Origin of the sequence: Parabacteroides bouchesdurhonensis, assembly GCF_900186615.1 — a bacterium.
In the GTDB taxonomy this organism is placed as follows: domain Bacteria; phylum Bacteroidota; class Bacteroidia; order Bacteroidales; family Tannerellaceae; genus Parabacteroides; species Parabacteroides bouchesdurhonensis.
In genome coordinates this window covers 2369280-2388797 of sequence record NZ_LT896588.1, presented here as the reverse complement: position 1 = coordinate 2388797, position 19518 = coordinate 2369280, and the positions used below count along the sequence as shown (strand labels likewise).

Genomic DNA, 19518 nt, shown 5'->3' with positions numbered 1-19518 from the left:
CACAAAGGAAAATAACAGTCTTTTCATATTCATCCCGATGATTTTGAAATATCGATTCTACAAGATCAATAAATTCAGAGTACACTGTAAGAAAATACCGTATATTTGTTGTTATATATAAAAGGACATATTAAAAACAACTATTGTAATATGAAAAAAATTAATAATGCACTATTACGCAGTGCTTTCGCAATGATTTTAGGATTTGTATTGGTACTATGGCCGGAAGCAGCCGTCACATATTTGGTTATTACCATCGGTATATTTTTTATTATACCGGGAATTATTTCACTGCTGGCCTATTTTACGCGTGACACAAAAGAAGGAGAGTTAGCTCCGATGTTTCCCCTTGAAGGTGCGGGAAGTATTTTATTTGGCGCATGGCTGGTTATTATGCCTGCCTTTTTTGTCAATATATTAATGTATATATTAGGTGCATTATTGGTAATTGCCGGAGTACAACAATTAGTGTCGCTTATTGCCGCCCGTAAATGGACTTTTATACCTTGGGGATTTTATATTATGCCTGTATTAATCCTTCTTACAGGTATAATGATTTTGGCTTATCCGTTCGGAGCGGCGGCTAATACATTTGTAATTTTTGGTATTGCAAGTATTTTCTACGGAGCTTTTGAACTGATAAATTGGTATAAATTCCGCCGTAAAGATTAAAAAGATAAAATCAAGACTTCCGGTATTCCATCGGGGAAATACCCATGTGCTTCTTGAAGAACTTACCAAATGTAGACTGATCGGAGAAATGCAAAGTATCGGCAACTTGCTGAACAGTCGCTTGAGGAGCTTTAAGAAGCATTTTGGCCTCTATAATAAGTGCGTCATCAATCCACTTATTCGCAGATTTACCTGTCAGCTCTTTTAATATCAACGATAAATATTGAGGGGTTATAAAAAGCTTTTCCGCATAGAATGTTACTACATGCTGTTCTTTACAATGCTCAAATAATAATTGAAGAAATTGCTCAAATAATTCTTCTTTTCTAGACAATACCGGCGGGGTTACATGTTCCTTCTTACCAATAAATATATTAGCCAGTTCCAGAAAGAAACCTATCAGTGCATTTTGAATAACTTCCTTCTGAAATAAGTGAGTCCGTAATTTTGTTTTCTCTCTTACATATTGAATATAATCCTCCAGATGCCTGGCTTCTTCCGGCAGCAATTCAGAACACGGATTCTTACGAATCTGCATATAATGCACCATCGAAGCACCTTTCTTATTTGGATTACACTCCTCTAAAAAGGCTCGTGAAGCAACTAGAATACGCGCTTTAAAATCCTTACTTACAGTAATAAGCTGGATGGTATGCGTAGGCATTATAGTAATAAAACTATTCGTTTTTATTGTATAAGGAATATAATCTATATTTATTTTAGCCGAACCATTTGTTACCAATACCATCAATAAAGCATTTAAACGCATTGGTGTGGAATACTCTGGATTTGCATTTTCGCAAATTGTAGAATCTTTACCATCCACATCAGCTATAGAGAAATCATTTTGGAAACTATCACAGTCTACAATAGACTCATTCAACTCTGCAATTTCAATAAGAGGAAGATTTTCCATATTCGATAAATAGAATTTAACTCTGTTGGCAAAGATAAGTATTTTTTGAGAAGAAACTATTTTTGTTTCGTTTTTAACCAATTCACACATTAAATATAGATTTTCTAACCAAAGTTCAATTCAAAGTTTCGTTTTCGACCAATCATGTAACAGAATAAACCTTTCCGGTTTTCTATATATAGGACATCTTTGCCCCCATAAACTTACAAATCATATCAATCAAAAATCATTTAAAAAACAAGATGCTGAAAGATCAAATTTTGATTACAGCTTTTGATCTCTTTTCACAATATGGAGTAAAAAGTGTAAGTATGGATGATATTGCCCATAAAATGGGTATTTCAAAACGGACCATTTATGAATCCTTTAAAGATAAAGAAATGCTATTGGTTGAAGGGATAATAATTAACAACAACCGTTTAAAGCTTTTTTTAGAACAATTGGAAAAAGAACCCTATACAGTATTGGATGTTATACTTCTATTTTACGAAGAGCTTTTAAAAAGTCCAAGATGGTATAGTAAAAGATTTTATGAAGATTTAAAAAAATATCCTAGGGCTTTAAAACTTACAGAAATAAATAAAGAAGCTATTTCAAAAAAATGCCTTTCGTTATTTGAACGAGGAACAAAAGAAGGAGTGTTTTTATCCAATATCAACTATGGAATCGTTGCTTTACTAGCCAAAGAACAAGCAAAAATGCTCCGTCCTTCCAGGATTTTTGAAAAATATTCTATAACGGAGGTTTACAGCACAATATTATTAACATTTTTGAGAGGTATCAGTACAGAGAAAGGACGAATTATTTTAAACAGGTTTGCATTGAAGCAAGCCTATAAAGCCAAGCAAAAAGATGAGACGATTATTGATTAGAAAAAAGATAGCCTATGTAGCACTAGTCACGCTGCTATCTATTAACAGTTCAGCTTATTCGCAAGACACACTAAGGCTGGACATGAAACAAGCATTAGAAATTGCATTGAGTGAAAATCCAACAATAAAAGTAGCAAATCAAGAAATTCAAAAGAAGAAATACGCCCAAAAAGGTTCGTATGCTTCTTTATTTCCGCAAATAAGTTTTTCTGCCGATTACAACCGCACTCTAAAAAAACAGGTGATGTATATGGATATGGATTTAGGGGAAACTCAAATTCCAGGTATGGAAAACGTCGGAGGAATGAAAGATGGCATTGAAGTTGGTCGTGACAATAATTGGAGTACAGGCTTCAATGCATCCATGCCATTGGTTAATGCTTCTTTATGGAAGAGTTTAAGCATTTCAGCTGTTGATGTAGAATTAGCGATAGAACAAGCCCGCTCTTCCAAAATAGATATGGTTAATCAAGTAAAAAAAGCTTACTATGCAGTGTTACTTGCCAATGATTCATATCAGGTTTTTAAAGAAAGCTATGATAATGCGATGGCTAACTATCTGGATATAAAACAGAAGTTTGAACAAGGAACTGTTGCTGAATATGACCTTATACGTGCCAATGTTACAGTAAAGAACAGTGAGCCCAATATGCTCCAGGCCTTAAACTCATTAACACTTGCCAAATGGCAGTTAAAAGCCCTACTTGGCATGGATTTGGAAATAAACATTAAATGTGAAGGGCAATTAATTGATTACGAATCGGAATTGTTCAGTGACTTTTTATCAACAGATACATCTTTAATAAACAATACTAATTTACGATTAATTGATCTGCAAAATAAACAATTGGAGAAAACATTAACAATGCAAAAATTTGACTTCTTACCAACACTTTCCATGACCGGGCTTTATCAATGGAATGCGATGAATAATGATTTCAAATTTAAAGATTATCAATGGAATCCATATTCCATGATAGGTGTAACATTATCTATACCATTATTTACAGGAGGTAATAGACACTACAAAGTGAAACAAACTCAAGTTTCCATAGACCAACTAAAATTACAGCGAGAAGATACCGAACGTAATCTCCAGCTTGCAATAAAACAATATATGGATAACATGAATACCTGCATAAAACAATTTGATGCTGCTCAAAAAGGAGTAGAACAGGCAGAACGCGGGTACATAATAGCTCAGAAACGTTACGATACAGGAGCCGGCACTTTATTGGAGATGAACGATTCCGAATTAGCAATGACTCAAGCTAAATTAAATTTCAATCAGGCTATCTACAATTACATAATTGCAAAATCCGAACTCGAAAAAGTTTTAGGTCAACAGTCTTATTAAATTAAAATGTAAAAACAAAACAAGTTGAAATATGAATACTAATAAAATACAGCTCTATGTGCCAATAATGGCATTGGCTATGTTGATATCATGTTCCGGAGAAAAAAGTGAAGCAACAGGAACTATTGATGAGAAAGTTAAAGTAAAAATAGAAAAAGTATTTAAGCAAGACGTTGAGCAATTAAACGAGTTCACCGCCACAGTAGAGGCTAATACGATAAACCGTATTGCCCCACAAACGCCATTCCGCATAGAAAAACTATACGCAGAAGTAGGTGATCATGTAAAGGCCGGGCAACTACTTGTAACTATGGATGCCACCAATTTAAAACAAACAAAAATCCAATTGGATAATCAGGAACTGGAATTCAATCGTATTGATGAACTATACAAAGTTGGGGGTGCTTCCAAATCGGCATGGGATGCACAAAAAACATCATTAGAAGTAGCACGTGAAACATACAAGAATTTACAAGAAAACACCCGGCTACTCAGTCCTATCACCGGAGTTATAACAGCCCGGAATTATGATTCCGGAGATATGTATAATGCAACGGAGCCCATATATATCGTAGAAGAAATCCGTCCTGTAAAATTACTGGTAAATGTTTCAGAAAGCTTTTTTACCAAAGTAAAAAAAGGGAATGATGTAGATATTAAACTGGACGTTTACGGGGATGAAATATTTAAAGGGAAAATCAGTTTAGTGTATCCGACGATTGATCCATCCACCCGGACATTTCCTGTTGAAATAAAGATTGCGAATAATGATGAACGGGTACGTCCGGGGATGTTTGCACGCGTAACAATTAATTTCGGGACAATGGAACATGTTGTAGCCCCAGACCTTGCAATCGTGAAGCAATCAGGAGCAGGAGACCGCTACATATATGTTTATAAAGACGGAAAGGTTTCTTATCAAAAAGTAGAACTTGGCCGTCGCATGGGAGATAAATATGAAATCATTTCGGGTGTTACGGATGGTGACCTGGTAGTTATAACAGGTCAGAGCAGATTAACCAACGGAATGGAAGTTAAAATAGATAAGTAAGAGTACAGAATATGAGCTTATATGGAACAGCAGTAAAAAAGCCAATTACGACGGCCCTTATTTTCGTGGCAGTCGTAATTCTGGGACTTTTTTCTTTAAGTAGATTATCCGTAGACTTGTTGCCGGAAATAGAGACTAATACCATCATGGTTATGACGGCCTATCCGGGAGCCAGTGCTTCTGATATAGAAATGAATGTAACAAAACCCTTGGAAAATGTACTAAACAGCGTAAGTGACTTAAAACATATCACTTCACAATCCAGAGAAAACATCTCAATAGTTACATTGGAATTTAATTACGGGACAGATATAGATGTGGCAACAAATGATGTACGAGATAAATTGGACATCGTAGAATCCAGTCTTCCAGATGATGTGGAAAATCCGATTATTTTTAAATTCGGGACAGAAGATATTCCTATCATCATCCTTTCGGTAACAGCAAACGAGAGCACAAATGCCCTCTATAAGATATTGGATGACAAGGTTTCCAATCCGCTCGCTCGAATCAGCGGAGTAGGTGCCGTATCCATTTCCGGAGCTCCCATACGGGAATTACAAGTGTACTGCGACCCCTATAAATTAGAGGCATATGGACAAACCATCGAAGGTATATCTTCCATTATTGCGCAAGAAAACAGAAATACACCCGGAGGAAGTATAGATATTGGTTCAAACACCTATTCTTTACGTGTACAAGGAGAATTTACGGATGCCAAGCAAATGCTAGATTTGGTAATTGGCAGTAAAAATGGTAAGAACGTCTATTTAAAAGATGTAGCCCGCGTAGAAGATAGCGTAGAAGAACGTGCACAAGAAACTTTCAATAACGGGACAAAGGGCGGAATGATTGTCATACAAAAGCAATCCGGTGCCAATTCTGTAAATATTGCCAAAAAGGTACATCAAAAATTACAGGAAATACAGGAAAGTCTTCCTTCTGATGTAAAGTTAGGAGTTATCATGGATACTTCTACAAACATCTTAAACACGATAGATAGTTTAAAAGAAACTATCATGATCACTTTTATTATCGTAATGCTGGTCGTGTTTATCTTTTTAGGTCGCTGGAGAGCTACATTCATTATTATACTAACTATTCCGATTTCCCTGATTGCTTCATTCGCATATTTATTAGCTTCCGGTAATACATTAAATATTATTTCCCTAAGCTCATTATCCATTGCGATTGGTATGGTAGTAGATGATGCAATTGTAGTATTGGAAAATATCACCACTCATATTGAGCGAGGCAGCCAGCCCAAGCAAGCAGCAGTACATGCAACCAATGAAGTAGCAATTTCCGTAGTTGCTTCCACATTAACAATGTTAGCCGTATTCCTGCCATTAACAATGGTTACAGGAATGGCTGGTATTTTATTTAAGCAATTAGGGTGGATTGTAAGTATTATTATGATTGTATCTACCGTTGGAGCATTAACATTAACTCCGATGTTATGTTCTCAGTTATTGCGTTTAAATGCACAAAAAGGGAAATTGTACAGAATGTTCTTTACTCCCATTGAAAAAGCGCTAAATATTTTAGACATTAATTACGCACGTTTTTTAAGTTGGGCTGTAAGACATCGTAAAACGGTTATTACCGGAGCGATATTAATCTTTGCAGGAAGTATGCTTCTTGTCCCAACGATCAAAACGGAATTTTTTCCGACTCAGGATAATGCGAGAATTGGCATCACCGTTGAATTACCTATCGGCACACGACAAAATATTTCGCGTGAGTTGGCATTGAAATTAGACAAAGAATTCCGGAAAAAATATCCTGAAATTTTAGTCTGCAATTTTACGGAAGGACAAGCTGATACGGATAATACATTCGCCCAGTTAAGCGACAACGGTACTCACATTATAGCATTTAATATCAATCTAAAAAGTGTAGGTGACCGTGAAAGAGGCTTGACTGAAATATGCGAACTAATGCGTAAAGATTTAGCGCAATACAGCGAAATTAAAGAATTCGAAGTAATTGCCGGAGGGCAGCAAGGCTCTATGGGAGGGCAAAATGCCGTGGATATCGAAATTTATGGATATAATTTCGATCAAACGGACGCTGTAGCAGCAGAGATAGCCAATCGCATGAAGAACATAAAAGGATGTTCTCAGGTAAACATTAGCCGTAAAGACTACATTCCTGAATATCAAATTGATTTTGACCGGGAGAAATTAGCGATCAACGGGTTAAACGTAACCACGGCATCTATGTATTTGCGAAACCGGATTAATGGTTCTACCGCATCCAAATATCGTGAAGACGGAGACGAATACGATATAAAAATACGTTATGCTCCTGAATTCCGGGAATCCATAGAAGATCTGGGAAACATCATAATTTACAACAACGAAGGCAAAGGAATACGTATCCGGGATTTAGGAAATATCGTAGAACGTCTGACACCTCCTACAATTGAGCGTAAAAACCGGGAACGCGTCATTACCGTTTCTGCCGTAGTAGGAAAAGGTGCTGCGTTAAGTGATCTTGTAGCCGCTGCCAAAAATGAATTGTCTAAAATGGATATTCCGTCTGATATCAGCTGGCAATTAGGCGGTACTTTTGAAGATCAACAAGATACATTCACCGATTTAGGCATTTTAATGGTACTTATTATCATTCTGGTATTTATTGTAATGGCTGCACAATTTGAATCGTTGACTGATCCATTTGTAATCATGTTTTCAATTCCATTTGCATTTACAGGTATCATACTTGGGCTGTCCATTACACAAACACCATTAGGAGTTATGGCTTTAATCGGAGTCATTATGTTAATGGGTATTGTTGTAAAAAACGGTATTGTTTTGATCGATTATACCATATTATGTCGAGAACGCGGAATGAGTATTATTACATCGGTCGTCACTGCCGGGAAATCCCGTCTTCGACCTGTATTGATGACAACGTTAACTACTGTATTAGGTATGGTTCCAATGGCTATCGGCACCGGTGAAGGTTCTGAGATGTGGCGTTCAATGGGTATGACCGTTGCTTGGGGACTATCCGTTTCCACATTAATTACCCTGGTTATTGTACCGGTAGTTTATTGTGTTTTCGCAGCAAACGGAGTACGTCGCAGACATAAAAAATTAGCCCGAATGTTTCAACACATTTAGTTAAAATCGCAATAAACAACCTATATAATATATTTTTAATATCTTTATGGTTGTTTATTGCTATACATTAAAATAAACAGATAATAGATGAAAGCAATATTTATATCATTCAATCAAGCATATTACGAAATGATTATCAACGTAATGGACAGAAATAACATCAGAGGGTTCACATATTGGGATACTGTGCAAGGGAGAGGCAGTAAGACCGGAGATCCTCACTATGGTAATCATGCGTGGCCAACTCTCAATTCTGCAATTTTAACTATGGTTGAAGATAATAAAGTAGAACATTTCCTTGATTTGTTACATCAAATAGATAAACAAACAGAAGCACAGGGATTGCGTGCCTTTGTTTGGAATATAGAGAAAACAATTTAGATAACAGTATTATGGAAACTTCAGCTGATACTTTTTCTACAGCAAATAATCCATGCAAGTTGCTTATCTTTAATCAAGACAGTAATTTAGGACGCATGTTGAAAGAAAATTTAGAACATGATAATTACGAGTCCAATATATGTCACAATATTGATCAAGCCTATAAATTATGTCGTATAACAGATTACACAGCTTGTATTATTGATCTACAAACAACTAATAATGACGGATTTAAATTAGCTATAGGATTAAAAACTCTTAATTCTGAAATTTCCATTATTTTTATAGGAAAATATTCTACAAAAGAAGAAATTGTAGAAGCCTATCATTCCGGCGCCGATGATTTTGTTCGCAAACCTTTTAGTCTTGATGAACTAAAAGCCAGATTATATGCCATATTAAGGCGAACACAAGACCTAAAAGTAAAAAAAATTCGCTACTATAAATTCGGTCAGTTCCTTTTTGATACACAAAAGCAGATTTTATCTATTGGAAAAAAGCAGACAAAGCTTACTACAAAAGAATTCGAAATGCTTCTGTTTTTCTGTCAAAACGCGAACAGACTAATAGACCGTAATCATATTTTAAAAATTATATGGAAAAACGACAGCTATTTTAATGCTCGAAGCATGGATGTATATATCACTAAAATACGTCGTTTGTTAGCAGACGATCCAACTATCAGTATTGTAAACATACATGGTAAAGGATACAAATTAATCACCCAGCCGGAAGGATAATCGTTTATTTTATAAAGATGGAAGAATCTATATTATTTACATCAGGCAAAATAGGACCTCTCACATTGAGAAACCGTACCATCCGTGCTGCCGCTTTTGAAAGCATGGCACCCGGAAACGCCCCTTCAGAGCTTTTGTATAACTACCATAAATCAGTAGCAGCCGGAGGTATTGGCATGACAACATTAGCTTATGCCGCCGTAACACAAAGCGGACTGTCATTTGAACGGCAATTATGGTTAAGACCGGAAATTATTCCGGGATTACGTCGCATAACAGACGCAATCCACAAAGAAGGGGCGGCTGCATCCATACAAATGGGACATTGCGGGAACATGTCTCATAAAAGTATTTGCGGATGTACTCCGATTTCTGCTTCCAGTGGATTTAATATATATTCTCCTACGATTGTCAGAGGAATGAAGCAATCCGAAATCGCCGCTATTGCAAAAGCTTACGGAGAGGCTGTTCGCCTTGCAAAAGAAGCAGGAATGGACGCAGTAGAAATTCATGCAGGACATGGTTATCTTATCAGCCAATTTTTGTCGCCATATACAAACCATCGTAAAGATGAATATGGAGGAAGTCTTGAGAACCGTATGCGTTTTATGAAAATGTGCATGGACGAGGTTATGAAAGCTGCCGGTTCCGACACAGCAGTTCTCGTAAAAATAAATATGCGAGATGGATTTAACGGAGGTATGGAAATAGAAGAATCTCTAGATGTAGCCCGTACATTACAAAATGAATGTGGAGCGCATGCTTTAATTCTAAGTGGTGGCTTTGTTAGCAAAGCTCCTATGTATGTAATGCGTGGAGCTATGCCTCTTAAAACACTCACCTATTACATGCCGACAGGTTGGTTGCCTCTTGGCGTAAAAATAGGTGGACATTTTATGATACCTTCCGTTCCATTCAAGGAAGCTTATTTCTTAGAAGATGCCTTAAAATTCAGAAAAGCATTAAATTTACCGTTAGTGTATGTAGGAGGATTAATCTCCAGAAAAAAAATAGATGAAGTCTTAGACTATGGTTTTGAATTTGTCAGTATGGCTCGTGCTTTGATCAACGATCCGGCATTTGTCAACCATATGAAAGAAGACAAACACGCCCGTTGTGATTGCGGACACAGCAATTACTGTATTGGCCGTATGTATTCAATAGAAATGGCTTGTCATAAACATGTACAAAATCTTCCTGAAAAGCTTATTAAAGAAATAGAACAACTAGAAAACAAGTAATGGATAATAAATGGGCATTAATAACCGGGGCCAGTTCTGGAATAGGATATGCTTATGCAGAAGAACTGGCTTTGCGTAATTATAACTTAGTTATCGTTAGTAACGAGAATATTGCCATTCAGGAAAAAGGAACTCTTCTTGAAGAAAAATACCATATAAAAGTCGTACCATTATATCAGGATTTAGCGATTCCCAGAGCCGCTGAAAAACTATATAATATCTGTTGTAAAAAATCTATACAAATAGATGTACTTATCAACAATGCTGGTATGTTTTATTTTAAAGAGGTTGTAGAAGAAAAAGAAAGCATAACAGAAAAAATGCTTTATTTACACATCATCACCCCTACCCAACTTTGCTATTATTTCGGGAAAGAAATGAAGAAACGCCAATACGGATACATATTGAATATGTCATCAATGTCTGCCTGGCTTCCTTTTCCGGGAATTGCACTTTATGCTTCTACCAAAAGGTATTTGAAAAACTTTTCACGTGCCCTCAGATCTGAATTATATGATTACAATGTATCTATAACTGTTCTTTGTCCGGGAGCTGTCTGCACGAATCTTTACAATCTAAGTGACCATCTAAAAAAGTTAGCTATAAATCTTGGCATTATGATGAGGCCGGAGAAGCTTGCGCATAAAGGCATTAACGCTTTATTTCATCGTCGTGCCACACTTATGCCCGGACTATTAAATAAATTATTTTTACCTCTCATATTATTATTGCCGGCAGGATTTATTAGATGGATCATGAGAAAAAGCGGACTATTGCCAATAATAAAAAAAAGCGACTAGAAACATTTGCCAAATAAAATTAAAACAGTATCTTTGCCCCGCTTTTAACCCCCGTACGTGTGATGGGAAATTAGAAAGCATAAACATCTAATTTTGAGTAACACAAATTAAAAAGAAAATGAAAACATTTCAATTAGAAGGAAAAACTAGAGAAATTGCAGTTACATCTGCAGACCAGAAAAGAGCGTTAAAAGCTCTTCGTAAAAATAACGAGATTCCTGCTGTATTATATGGTGGTGAAAAAGTAACACATTTAAGTGTAAGCAAAGATGCCGTACGTGGTTTAATATATACCCCGGAAATTTTCGTTGTAGATTTGACTATAGATGGCAAAGTTACAAAAGTCATCGTAAAAGATTTACAATTCCAACCGGTAACTGACGCAATTATGCATATTGACTTTTTGGAAGTTAATGAAAACAAACCAGTAGTAATAGAAGTACCTGTTGCTTTGGAAGGTCATGCAGAAGGTGTTAAAGCCGGTGGTAAATTGACTCTTCAGATGAGAAAATTGAAAGTAAAAGCTCTTTACTCTCAAATCCCTGAAAAACTAACAATCAACGTAGACCACTTAGGTCTTGGTAAAACAATGCAAGTTGGTTCTTTACACTTTGAAGGTCTTGAACTGATGAATGCTAAAAATGCAGTTGTTTGCGCTGTTCAGTTGACTCGTGCCGCTCGTGGTGCTCAGGCAACTGCTGGTAAATAAGATTTCTATATATTAGAAAAAATATTTTCATAGTTAAGGTTTTGGTTAATTAAGGGGGAGCTTTATTCGCGAGAATAGTCTCCCCTGTTTTTATAAAAAATACAATGAAATATCTAATAACCGGATTGGGAAATATAGGTCCCGAATATTGGGGAACGCGTCATAACATAGGCTTTCGCGTAGTAAACAAACTTGCAGAAGATGCAGGTGCATACTTTACGGAAGAACGTTATGGAGCTATAGCCCGTATACGGATAAAGAACTGTGAATTGATTGTATTGAAACCTAATACATTTATGAACCTTAGCGGAAATGCAGTACGTTATTGGTTGCAAAAAGAAAACATTCCTGTAGAAAACCTATTAATCATAGTAGATGATATTGCACTACCATTTGGAACTCTGCGTCTAAAACCTAAAGGAAGTGATGCCGGACATAATGGATTAAAAAACATAGCCCAAATATTAAATACACAAGAATATTGCAGACTTCGTTTCGGTATAGGTAATGATTTTCCACGTGGTAAACAAATAGACTATGTTCTTGGAAAATTTCCTCCGGAAGAATTAGAAATCATGCCAAAGAAGTTGGAACAAGCATCTGAAATAATAAAGAGTTTCTGTCTGGCAGGTATACAAAACACAATGAACCAATTCAATAATAAATAAAAACATGGACGAAGTTCGCATAGACAAATGGATGTGGGCTACCCGCATTTTTAAAACTCGCACAATAGCTGCCGAAGCCTGTAAGAAAAACAGAATAATGGTTAGTGGTGTTAATGTAAAGCCATCTCGTATGATTAAAGTAGGAGATATTATTCAAGTTCGTAAGCCTCCTGTCACTTATTCATTCAAAGTACTGGCTTTAACGGAAAATCGTATGGGAGCTAAATTAGTTCCAGGTTTTATGGAAAATGTAACTACCCCGGATCAATATGAGATATTAGAAATGAACCGAATCTCCGGTTTTGTTAATCGCGCAAAAGGATTAGGACGTCCAACCAAAAAAGATCGGCGAGAATTAGAACAATTCACTGATCCTGACTTTCTTGATGACGGCTTTGATTTTGAATTTGATTTTGGAAACGAAGATAAAGATTAGGGAATTCAATTGTAATATATCCAATCTTAATTCCCTTGTTTTTCTTCCGATAATAAATTACCCTCATCATCCCAGGTTCTCCAAATACCGCTCTTCTTACCCTTGGTATAGAACATTTCAAATCTTAAGACACCCTTATCATTCCAGATACGCCATGCCCCATCTTTTTGTCCGTCATGGTACGTAGCCAACGCTACCAGATCACCTTGTTCATTATAAGTACGCCATTCTCCATGAAACTGTCCTTTATAATAAGCTCGCACTTCTGCGGTTTTTCCATCCGGATAGTATATAACATAAGTTCCTTCCGGACGTCCATCCTGTAAATACAGCTCCATCTTTAACATGCCGTCATCATAAAACTCGGTATAGCGACCTGTATAAAGACTCGTTAATGACTCGTCCGTATAATACTGGCCTTCACTTAATACTAAATCTTGAGCAAAGCAGTACGTAGCAGACATTATTAAAAACAATGCAACAAGAAGTTTTCTTTTTATCATAATTATATTGCTGAATTGATTTGTGCAAAAATACCTTCCTGACATTTCAAAACGATTGTAAACTAATGACAAACATATGTCATTCTTCAATTTAACCATACAAAAACAGTTGTCATTCTTTTGAAATAAAATTGTAAAAAATTCGTCTGACCACTGTCGCGACCTCGTAATATTTCCACTTCATCTTTGCGGCAGAATTTATATAAAGAAAGCGTATGAAAAATATCTACAAAAAGACTTGTTTCTTTTTATTCTTATTACTACTCTCCACACTTCCAGGATTAGCTGATAACAATGAAGGTTCTATTACAGGTAACATAACCGACAAAACAAGCAAAGAACCTTTAATGGGTGCAACCATACAATTAGAAGGAACTACAATAGGGGCCGTAACCGATTTAGACGGAAATTTTACTATTCCCAATATAAAACCCGGCCTATATAAAATTAACATCAAATATATATCCTATACTCCTATCGAATTAAACAATGTTACTGTAAGCAAAGGGCAAAAAACAGTAGTGAACGCAGAAATGACAGAGGCAAGCCTTGCTCTTGAAGGTGTTGTTGTGGTAGCTCAAATGAGACAAAATACAGACCTTGCAATACTGAAAGCAAACAAAGCCAGTCTGTTGGTACAATCCGGTATCTCCGCCCAGCAAATCATACGAACACAGGACAGGGATGCCTCCGAAGTAATCCGCCGCATTCCGGGTATCTCTATCATTGACGGCAAGTTCGTTATGGTTCGCGGATTAGCACAACGGTATAATAATGTATGGATTAACAACGGTGCCGTACCGAGTTCCGAAGCGGATTCACGTGCGTTCTCCTTCGATATTATACCAAGCTCTCAAATGGATAATATAATTGTAGTAAAAAGTCCTGCACCAGAACTTCCGGCCGATTTCTCCGGTGGTTTCATCAAAATAAAAACAAAGGATGTTCCGGATCACAACAGTTTCTCTTTCTCAGTAGGAGGAAGTATAAATGACCAGGCTCATTTCCGTGATTTCATGTACAGTCCGGGTAGTGGAACAGACTTTTTAGGTTTCGACAATGGCATGCGTAAAATGGAAGGCTCTTATACCAGCCGCTTAGACAATAGCGACAAAACAGCCGTCGATCAAATTACTCATAACGGATTCAACAACAATTGGGCTATCAAAACCAAGACTCCGGTTGCCGACCTGCGCCTGAATGCTTCACTTAGCCACAAATTCGATCTGGATAATGGGAAACGTCTTGCCGTTATCGCTGCTGTAAATTATACAAATGCTTACAAAAGCCAATTGGATATGCTGAATGCCCGTTACAGCCTGTATGATGTAGTGAAGGATCAATCGGATTACAAAAACAAATATACAGATAATGTATATAGTAACGATATTCGTCTGGGAGGGATGGTCAATCTGACTTTCATGCCAAACGACCAAGATAAATATGAACTTAAAAACATAGTAAACCAACTTGGGCAAAGCCGCTATACCACCCGTAACGGTATCCTCTTCAATAGCGGAGAATATATCCAGGAGCAACAGGAATATTTCTATAGTAGCCGTACTACATACAATGGACAGTTCACCGGTACGCACAATCGGGATAATTCCAAATTAGACTGGAGCATTGGTTATGCCTATGCCAACAAGAACCAGCCGGACCGACGTATCATCAACCGTGAAGAAAACGGTTTCGTCGGAGATTCACACGAAGGAGAAATGCACATTGATCAAAACGAAATGAAACGTTTCTTTTATCGTTTAGACGAAAACATCGGTTCGGCAGCGCTCAATTACCAGTATGATTTTAACATTGGCAACCTCCACCCTGCTCTGAAAGTTGGTGCTTATGCCGAATATCGTAATCGTACATATAACAACCGGGCTTTCTTTTACCGCTGGAATATACAAAATGTACCTTCCGGTTTCGAGTATATGGATATTGTAAATGAAATCCTGACCCCTCAATATTTCGGAGCCGACAAGCTATATGTCTATGAAGATACCGATAATCGTGACAGTTACAAAGGAAATAATATTCTGGCAGCCGGTTACCTCGGAATAAATATTCCTGTGGAGAAGTTAGATATCTATGCCGGCATACGTTATGAATATAACCGGATGCAATTAACCAGTTACACAACTATTAAAGACTGGAAAAGCAAAAAGTATAATTATCCGACTAACCATTTGTTTCCATCATTGAACACCAGCTACAAATTCAACGAACAGAATCAGTTACGTCTGGCTTACGGTTTGTCGGCAAATCGTCCGGAATTTCGCGAAATGTCCAGTTCTGTTTATTACGACTTCGATCTGTTCAGTAGCGTAATGGGTAACTCAAACCTGAAACCGGCTTATATCCAGAACGTAGACCTAAGATACGAGTATTATCCCACACCTAATGAAGTGGTATCGGTAGCTCTGTTCTATAAACGTTTCGATAACCCTATCGAATGGACTTATATCGATAACGGAGGAAGCTATACTTATACCTATGTCAATGCCAAAAGTGCCGACAATTATGGTGTAGAAGTTGAGATAAAGAAAAATCTGGACTTCATTGGCCTGAAAGATTTCAGTTGGAACTTCAACGGGGCATATATCAATAGTAAAGTTCATTTTGAAAAAGGAAGCCAGGATAAAAACCGTCCCATGCAAGGACAGTCGCCTTACCTTATTAATACAGGTTTCTTCTACCAAAATGATCGCTACGGAATCAACGCCAGCGCCTTGTACAACCGTATTGGAAAACGTATCATGGAAGTGGGAAACGCCGACATGACGGAAGGTGGTTCTGTGAACAACGATTTTCCTGATACTTACGAGCTGGCACGCAACACCATCGACCTGAACTTCAGCAAGAAGTTTGCCAAACGATGGGAAGTGAAAGCCAGTGTTCGTAATCTGCTGGGAGAAAAAGTGACATTCATCCAGTATCCTAAGTTCTACGATTCCAACAATACACTTCAGGAGCGTGAACAAATTACAAAACAATACAAACCAGGCAGGAACTTCTTCCTTACTCTAAGTTACAACTTGTAATACCACAAAATAAAAACATATTTATTATTTAATTAAACAGAGAGAATATGAAAAAGATTAGTTTAGCAAATGTATTCTTTACAATGGTAGCAACCGTTATCTCCATGACAGCATGTAGTGACGACAGCAACAGTACTGCCCCCGGTACAGATCCGGGTGAGAAAAACGAACTGGAAGATGTTATCCTTTTCAAAGCAGAAGATGGAAGTATCAGCCAACTGGGTAATGGCGAACAGGAATTCGAAATGCCTAAAGGAAAATATACGTTGAAAAAAGGCACTTACCACATGAAGGGATGGTGTTATGTCGCAGACGGAGTGGAACTGACTATCGAACCGGGAACCATCATCAAAGGTGACAAAGAAACAAAAGCTGCATTGATTGTAGAACGTGGAGGTAAACTATTCGCTAAAGGTACGGCGGATGCTCCTATTGTCATGACATCAGAACAAGTCCCAGGCTCTCGCCGTCCAGGTGATTGGGGTGGATTAATCATCTGCGGTAAGGCAAAGAACAATGGCGTAGAGAAACAAATCGAAGGAGGTCCGAGAACAATGTACGGTGGTCAGGATGACACGGACAATTCCGGTATCATCAGCTATGTACGTGTTGAATTTGCCGGTTATCCATTCAAGGCAGACCAGGAAATAAACGGAATTACTTTTGGTTCTGTTGGTAGCGGCACACAGGTTGACCATTTGCAGGTATCATACTCCAACGACGACTCTTACGAATGGTTCGGTGGTACTGTAAACTGTAAATATTTGGTAGCTTATCACGGTTGGGATGATGAATTTGATACAGACAACGGCTTCTCCGGTAAATTACAATTCCTATTAGGTGTACGCCATCCTAAAATTGCCGATACGTCTTTGTCCAACGGCTTCGAATCGGATAACGATGCCGACGGTTCAACCAAAGACCCTTTCACTACTTGTACATTCAGCAATGTTACCTTTGTAGGTCCAATCGGACAAGCAGCCGATTTTGCTAATACTTCCGATTATATCAATGGCGGAACCCTGAACCCGAACAACGGTTCCAAAACTGGAACATTCCAAGCTGCCATGCAAATCCGCCGTAACAGCAAACTGAATTGTTTCAATTCTGTAGCAATTGGCTATCCGGTAGGTATATTATTAGATAATCAGAAAGGTACTACCCAAACATGGGCTACTAACGGCGACCTGAAACTCAACAACCTGTACTTTGCCCAAATGACTGTTTTAGGCTCAGACGTAAATAAATCATGGAAAGACTTGTATTCAACCGACGGAACGAATGAAGAAGCAGGCAAAATCTCCTTCTCACACGATTTCTTCTTGAATCAAACGGGAAATAAGTACTTCGATACAATAGCAGAGCTTGGTCTTAATCAACCGAACAGTCTGGCAACATCCCCGAATTATGGACCTAAATCAGGTAGCCCATTAGTAGAACATGCCGATTTGTTTACTGATGCCATGTTGAGCGATCCTTTCTTTGATAAAGTTGATTATATCGGAGCTTTCAAAAGTGATTCCGAGGCAGACAACTGGATGAAAGGCTGGACCAATTTTGATCCTCAAAATACAGATTATTAACTCTTTATATAAAACTCACAAGGTATAAAAAGCTATTCGTCGTGAGACGGGTAGCTTTTTATTATTAATAGTCTATCGACACTATAAACAGGTATAGATATTAAAATAAATGTTAAAGTTCAAATTCATCTCCCTACTCTTCTATTTTGCATTGTATAATTTATAGAATAGTCAAAAAGCAGATATGAAAAATAAACATATAGATAACAAATCTCCTTTGTCCAAGTTAGTATCTGGTATATATCAGCGTAAGGATATAGACAAACTGAAGTCTTATATGAACACTCAAGAAGGAGAGAACGAGTTTGAAATGCTGTCCCTTGCTATCTGGAAAGAAACTCAAGGCATGAAAGAAAATCCCGAATTAAGGAAAGAAGAGGCTAAACGGTTAATACAAAAACAAAGGCAATCAAAAAATAAAAAACTCATTTTTATCTATGCGTCTAGTATTGCAGCTAGTATTTTAATCTTTTTAGCTATTGGATACCACTTCTCAGAAGAAACAAAATATAAGATAAATCCTGAAATCCGAAAAATTGCTGATAAACTAAAAAAGAAATCCAATGACAATGAAATCCAACTTGTACTCACCGATGATAAAAGGATTGCATTAGAAGGAGAAGCCGCTAACGTAAAATATAATACAGGGGGAGATGTAAAAGTTAATGATAAAATAGTTCATGAAGAAACACCAGTTAAAGAAAAAGAAGAAAAATATAATCAATTGATTGTTCCAACAGGCAAACGCTCAACATTGGAACTTTCAGACGGTACAATTCTTTGGGTTAATTCCGGAACAAGTGTAATATATCCGGTAACTTTTAAAAAAAACATACGGGAAATTTATGTAGATGGAGAGATATTCCTAAATGTACATTCCGATAAACGATCCCCCTTCTTTGTAAGAACAAAAAATATGGATGTCCGCGTGACGGGTACAGAATTTAATGTTATGGCTTATGAGAGTGACAAAATAGCCACAGTTGTTCTAGTTTCTGGTTCTGTACAAGTACATGCTGATAATAAACAGTCAGACCTTACTCCTAAAAACTGTTTGACTTATACGGAGGAAACAAGATCTATAAATATTCATGAAGTAGATGTAACTGATTATATTTCCTGGAAAGATGGATTCTACCAATTTAAGAGTGAAAATATGGGAGAAATATTAAAACGATTGTCTCGCTATTATGGAATAACTATTCAGGTAGAACCGGAAGCTGCTAAACTTATATGCTATGGAAAGTTAGATCTAAAAGACAATCTATCTCGTGTTTTAAATGGACTAAAACAGACAGCTCCAATTCTTGTAGAGCAAAGAGATAATCAATTCGTAGTAACCTTAAATCACAATGCCTATGAGTAAATTATAATTGAAATAAGATAATGACAAAAATGACCGGACAATACCGCA

17 protein-coding genes are annotated in these 19518 nt (G+C 37.1%); 15 read left to right on the top strand and 2 right to left on the bottom strand.

Annotated features, from left to right (window positions below; translation table 11 throughout):
* Positions 1–150: 150 nt before the first annotated feature.
* Positions 151–672, top strand: a complete 522-nt coding sequence (locus C1721_RS10340) for an HdeD family acid-resistance protein (RefSeq protein ID WP_102408268.1) — start codon at positions 151–153, stop codon at positions 670–672.
* A gap of 10 nt (positions 673–682) precedes the next feature.
* Here the strand turns inward: C1721_RS10340 and C1721_RS10335 are convergent, their stop codons facing one another.
* Positions 683–1678, bottom strand: a complete 996-nt coding sequence (locus C1721_RS10335) for a helix-turn-helix domain-containing protein (RefSeq protein WP_234347412.1) — start codon at positions 1676–1678, stop codon at positions 683–685.
* A 152-nt stretch (positions 1679–1830) separates the two neighbouring features.
* On the opposite strand from C1721_RS10335, the gene C1721_RS10330 reads away from it, so the two are divergent.
* The 11 genes from C1721_RS10330 (at position 1831) to C1721_RS10280 (ending at position 12974) form a co-directional block, all read left to right on the top strand.
* Positions 1831–2460: a TetR/AcrR family transcriptional regulator gene (locus C1721_RS10330; protein ID WP_102408267.1), complete on the top strand. Its 630-nt coding sequence runs from the start codon at positions 1831–1833 to the stop codon at positions 2458–2460.
* Positions 2441–3817 carry a TolC family protein gene (locus tag C1721_RS10325; RefSeq protein WP_102408266.1) on the top strand — a complete coding sequence of 459 codons (1377 nt, stop codon included), beginning with the start codon at positions 2441–2443 and terminating at the stop codon, positions 3815–3817. The genes C1721_RS10330 and C1721_RS10325 overlap by 20 nt, the downstream gene beginning before the upstream one ends.
* 31 nt (positions 3818–3848) lie before the next feature.
* Positions 3849–4868 (top strand): efflux RND transporter periplasmic adaptor subunit, encoded by a 1020-nt coding sequence (locus C1721_RS10320; RefSeq protein WP_102408265.1) that lies wholly within the window; start codon positions 3849–3851, stop codon positions 4866–4868.
* 11 nt (positions 4869–4879) lie between these two features.
* Positions 4880–7999 (top strand): efflux RND transporter permease subunit, encoded by a 3120-nt coding sequence (locus C1721_RS10315; RefSeq protein WP_102408264.1) that lies wholly within the window; start codon positions 4880–4882, stop codon positions 7997–7999.
* A gap of 87 nt (positions 8000–8086) precedes the next feature.
* Entirely contained in the window at positions 8087–8380 is a 294-nt protein-coding gene (locus C1721_RS10310) for a PG0541 family transporter-associated protein (protein WP_102408263.1), read from the top strand.
* Positions 8381–8391: 11 nt separating this feature from the next.
* Entirely contained in the window at positions 8392–9120 is a 729-nt protein-coding gene (locus tag C1721_RS10305) for a response regulator transcription factor (protein WP_102409405.1), read from the top strand.
* Between the two features lie 17 nt (positions 9121–9137).
* On the top strand, positions 9138–10361 hold the full coding sequence (locus C1721_RS10300; protein ID WP_102408262.1) for an NADH:flavin oxidoreductase: 1224 nt from the start codon (positions 9138–9140) through the stop codon (positions 10359–10361).
* A complete protein-coding gene (locus C1721_RS10295; RefSeq protein ID WP_102408261.1) occupies positions 10361–11161 on the top strand; it encodes an SDR family NAD(P)-dependent oxidoreductase in 801 nt (266 codons plus the stop codon). The genes C1721_RS10300 and C1721_RS10295 overlap by 1 nt, the downstream gene beginning before the upstream one ends.
* Positions 11162–11279: 118 nt before the next feature.
* Complete coding sequence (locus tag C1721_RS10290) at positions 11280–11870, top strand: 50S ribosomal protein L25/general stress protein Ctc (RefSeq protein ID WP_102408260.1); 591 nt, start codon at positions 11280–11282, stop codon at positions 11868–11870.
* A 104-nt stretch (positions 11871–11974) separates the two neighbouring features.
* Positions 11975–12538 carry an aminoacyl-tRNA hydrolase gene (gene pth / locus C1721_RS10285; RefSeq protein ID WP_102408259.1) on the top strand — a complete coding sequence of 188 codons (564 nt, stop codon included), beginning with the start codon at positions 11975–11977 and terminating at the stop codon, positions 12536–12538.
* 4 nt (positions 12539–12542) lie between these two features.
* A complete protein-coding gene (locus tag C1721_RS10280) occupies positions 12543–12974 on the top strand; it encodes an RNA-binding S4 domain-containing protein (RefSeq protein WP_102408258.1) in 432 nt (143 codons plus the stop codon).
* A gap of 26 nt (positions 12975–13000) precedes the next feature.
* Here C1721_RS10280 and C1721_RS10275 read toward each other — a convergent pair whose 3' ends face one another.
* A complete protein-coding gene (locus C1721_RS10275; RefSeq protein ID WP_102408257.1) occupies positions 13001–13477 on the bottom strand; it encodes a toxin-antitoxin system YwqK family antitoxin in 477 nt (158 codons plus the stop codon).
* Between the two features lie 215 nt (positions 13478–13692).
* On the opposite strand from C1721_RS10275, the gene C1721_RS10270 reads away from it, so the two are divergent.
* The 3 genes from C1721_RS10270 (at position 13693) to C1721_RS10260 (ending at position 19470) form a co-directional block, all read left to right on the top strand.
* Entirely contained in the window at positions 13693–16521 is a 2829-nt protein-coding gene (locus C1721_RS10270) for a TonB-dependent receptor (protein ID WP_102408256.1), read from the top strand.
* Positions 16522–16568: 47 nt separating this feature from the next.
* Positions 16569–18104: a hypothetical protein gene (locus tag C1721_RS10265; protein ID WP_102408255.1), complete on the top strand. Its 1536-nt coding sequence runs from the start codon at positions 16569–16571 to the stop codon at positions 18102–18104.
* A gap of 184 nt (positions 18105–18288) precedes the next feature.
* Entirely contained in the window at positions 18289–19470 is a 1182-nt protein-coding gene (locus C1721_RS10260) for a FecR family protein (RefSeq protein ID WP_102408254.1), read from the top strand.
* Positions 19471–19518: the final 48 nt, after the last annotated feature.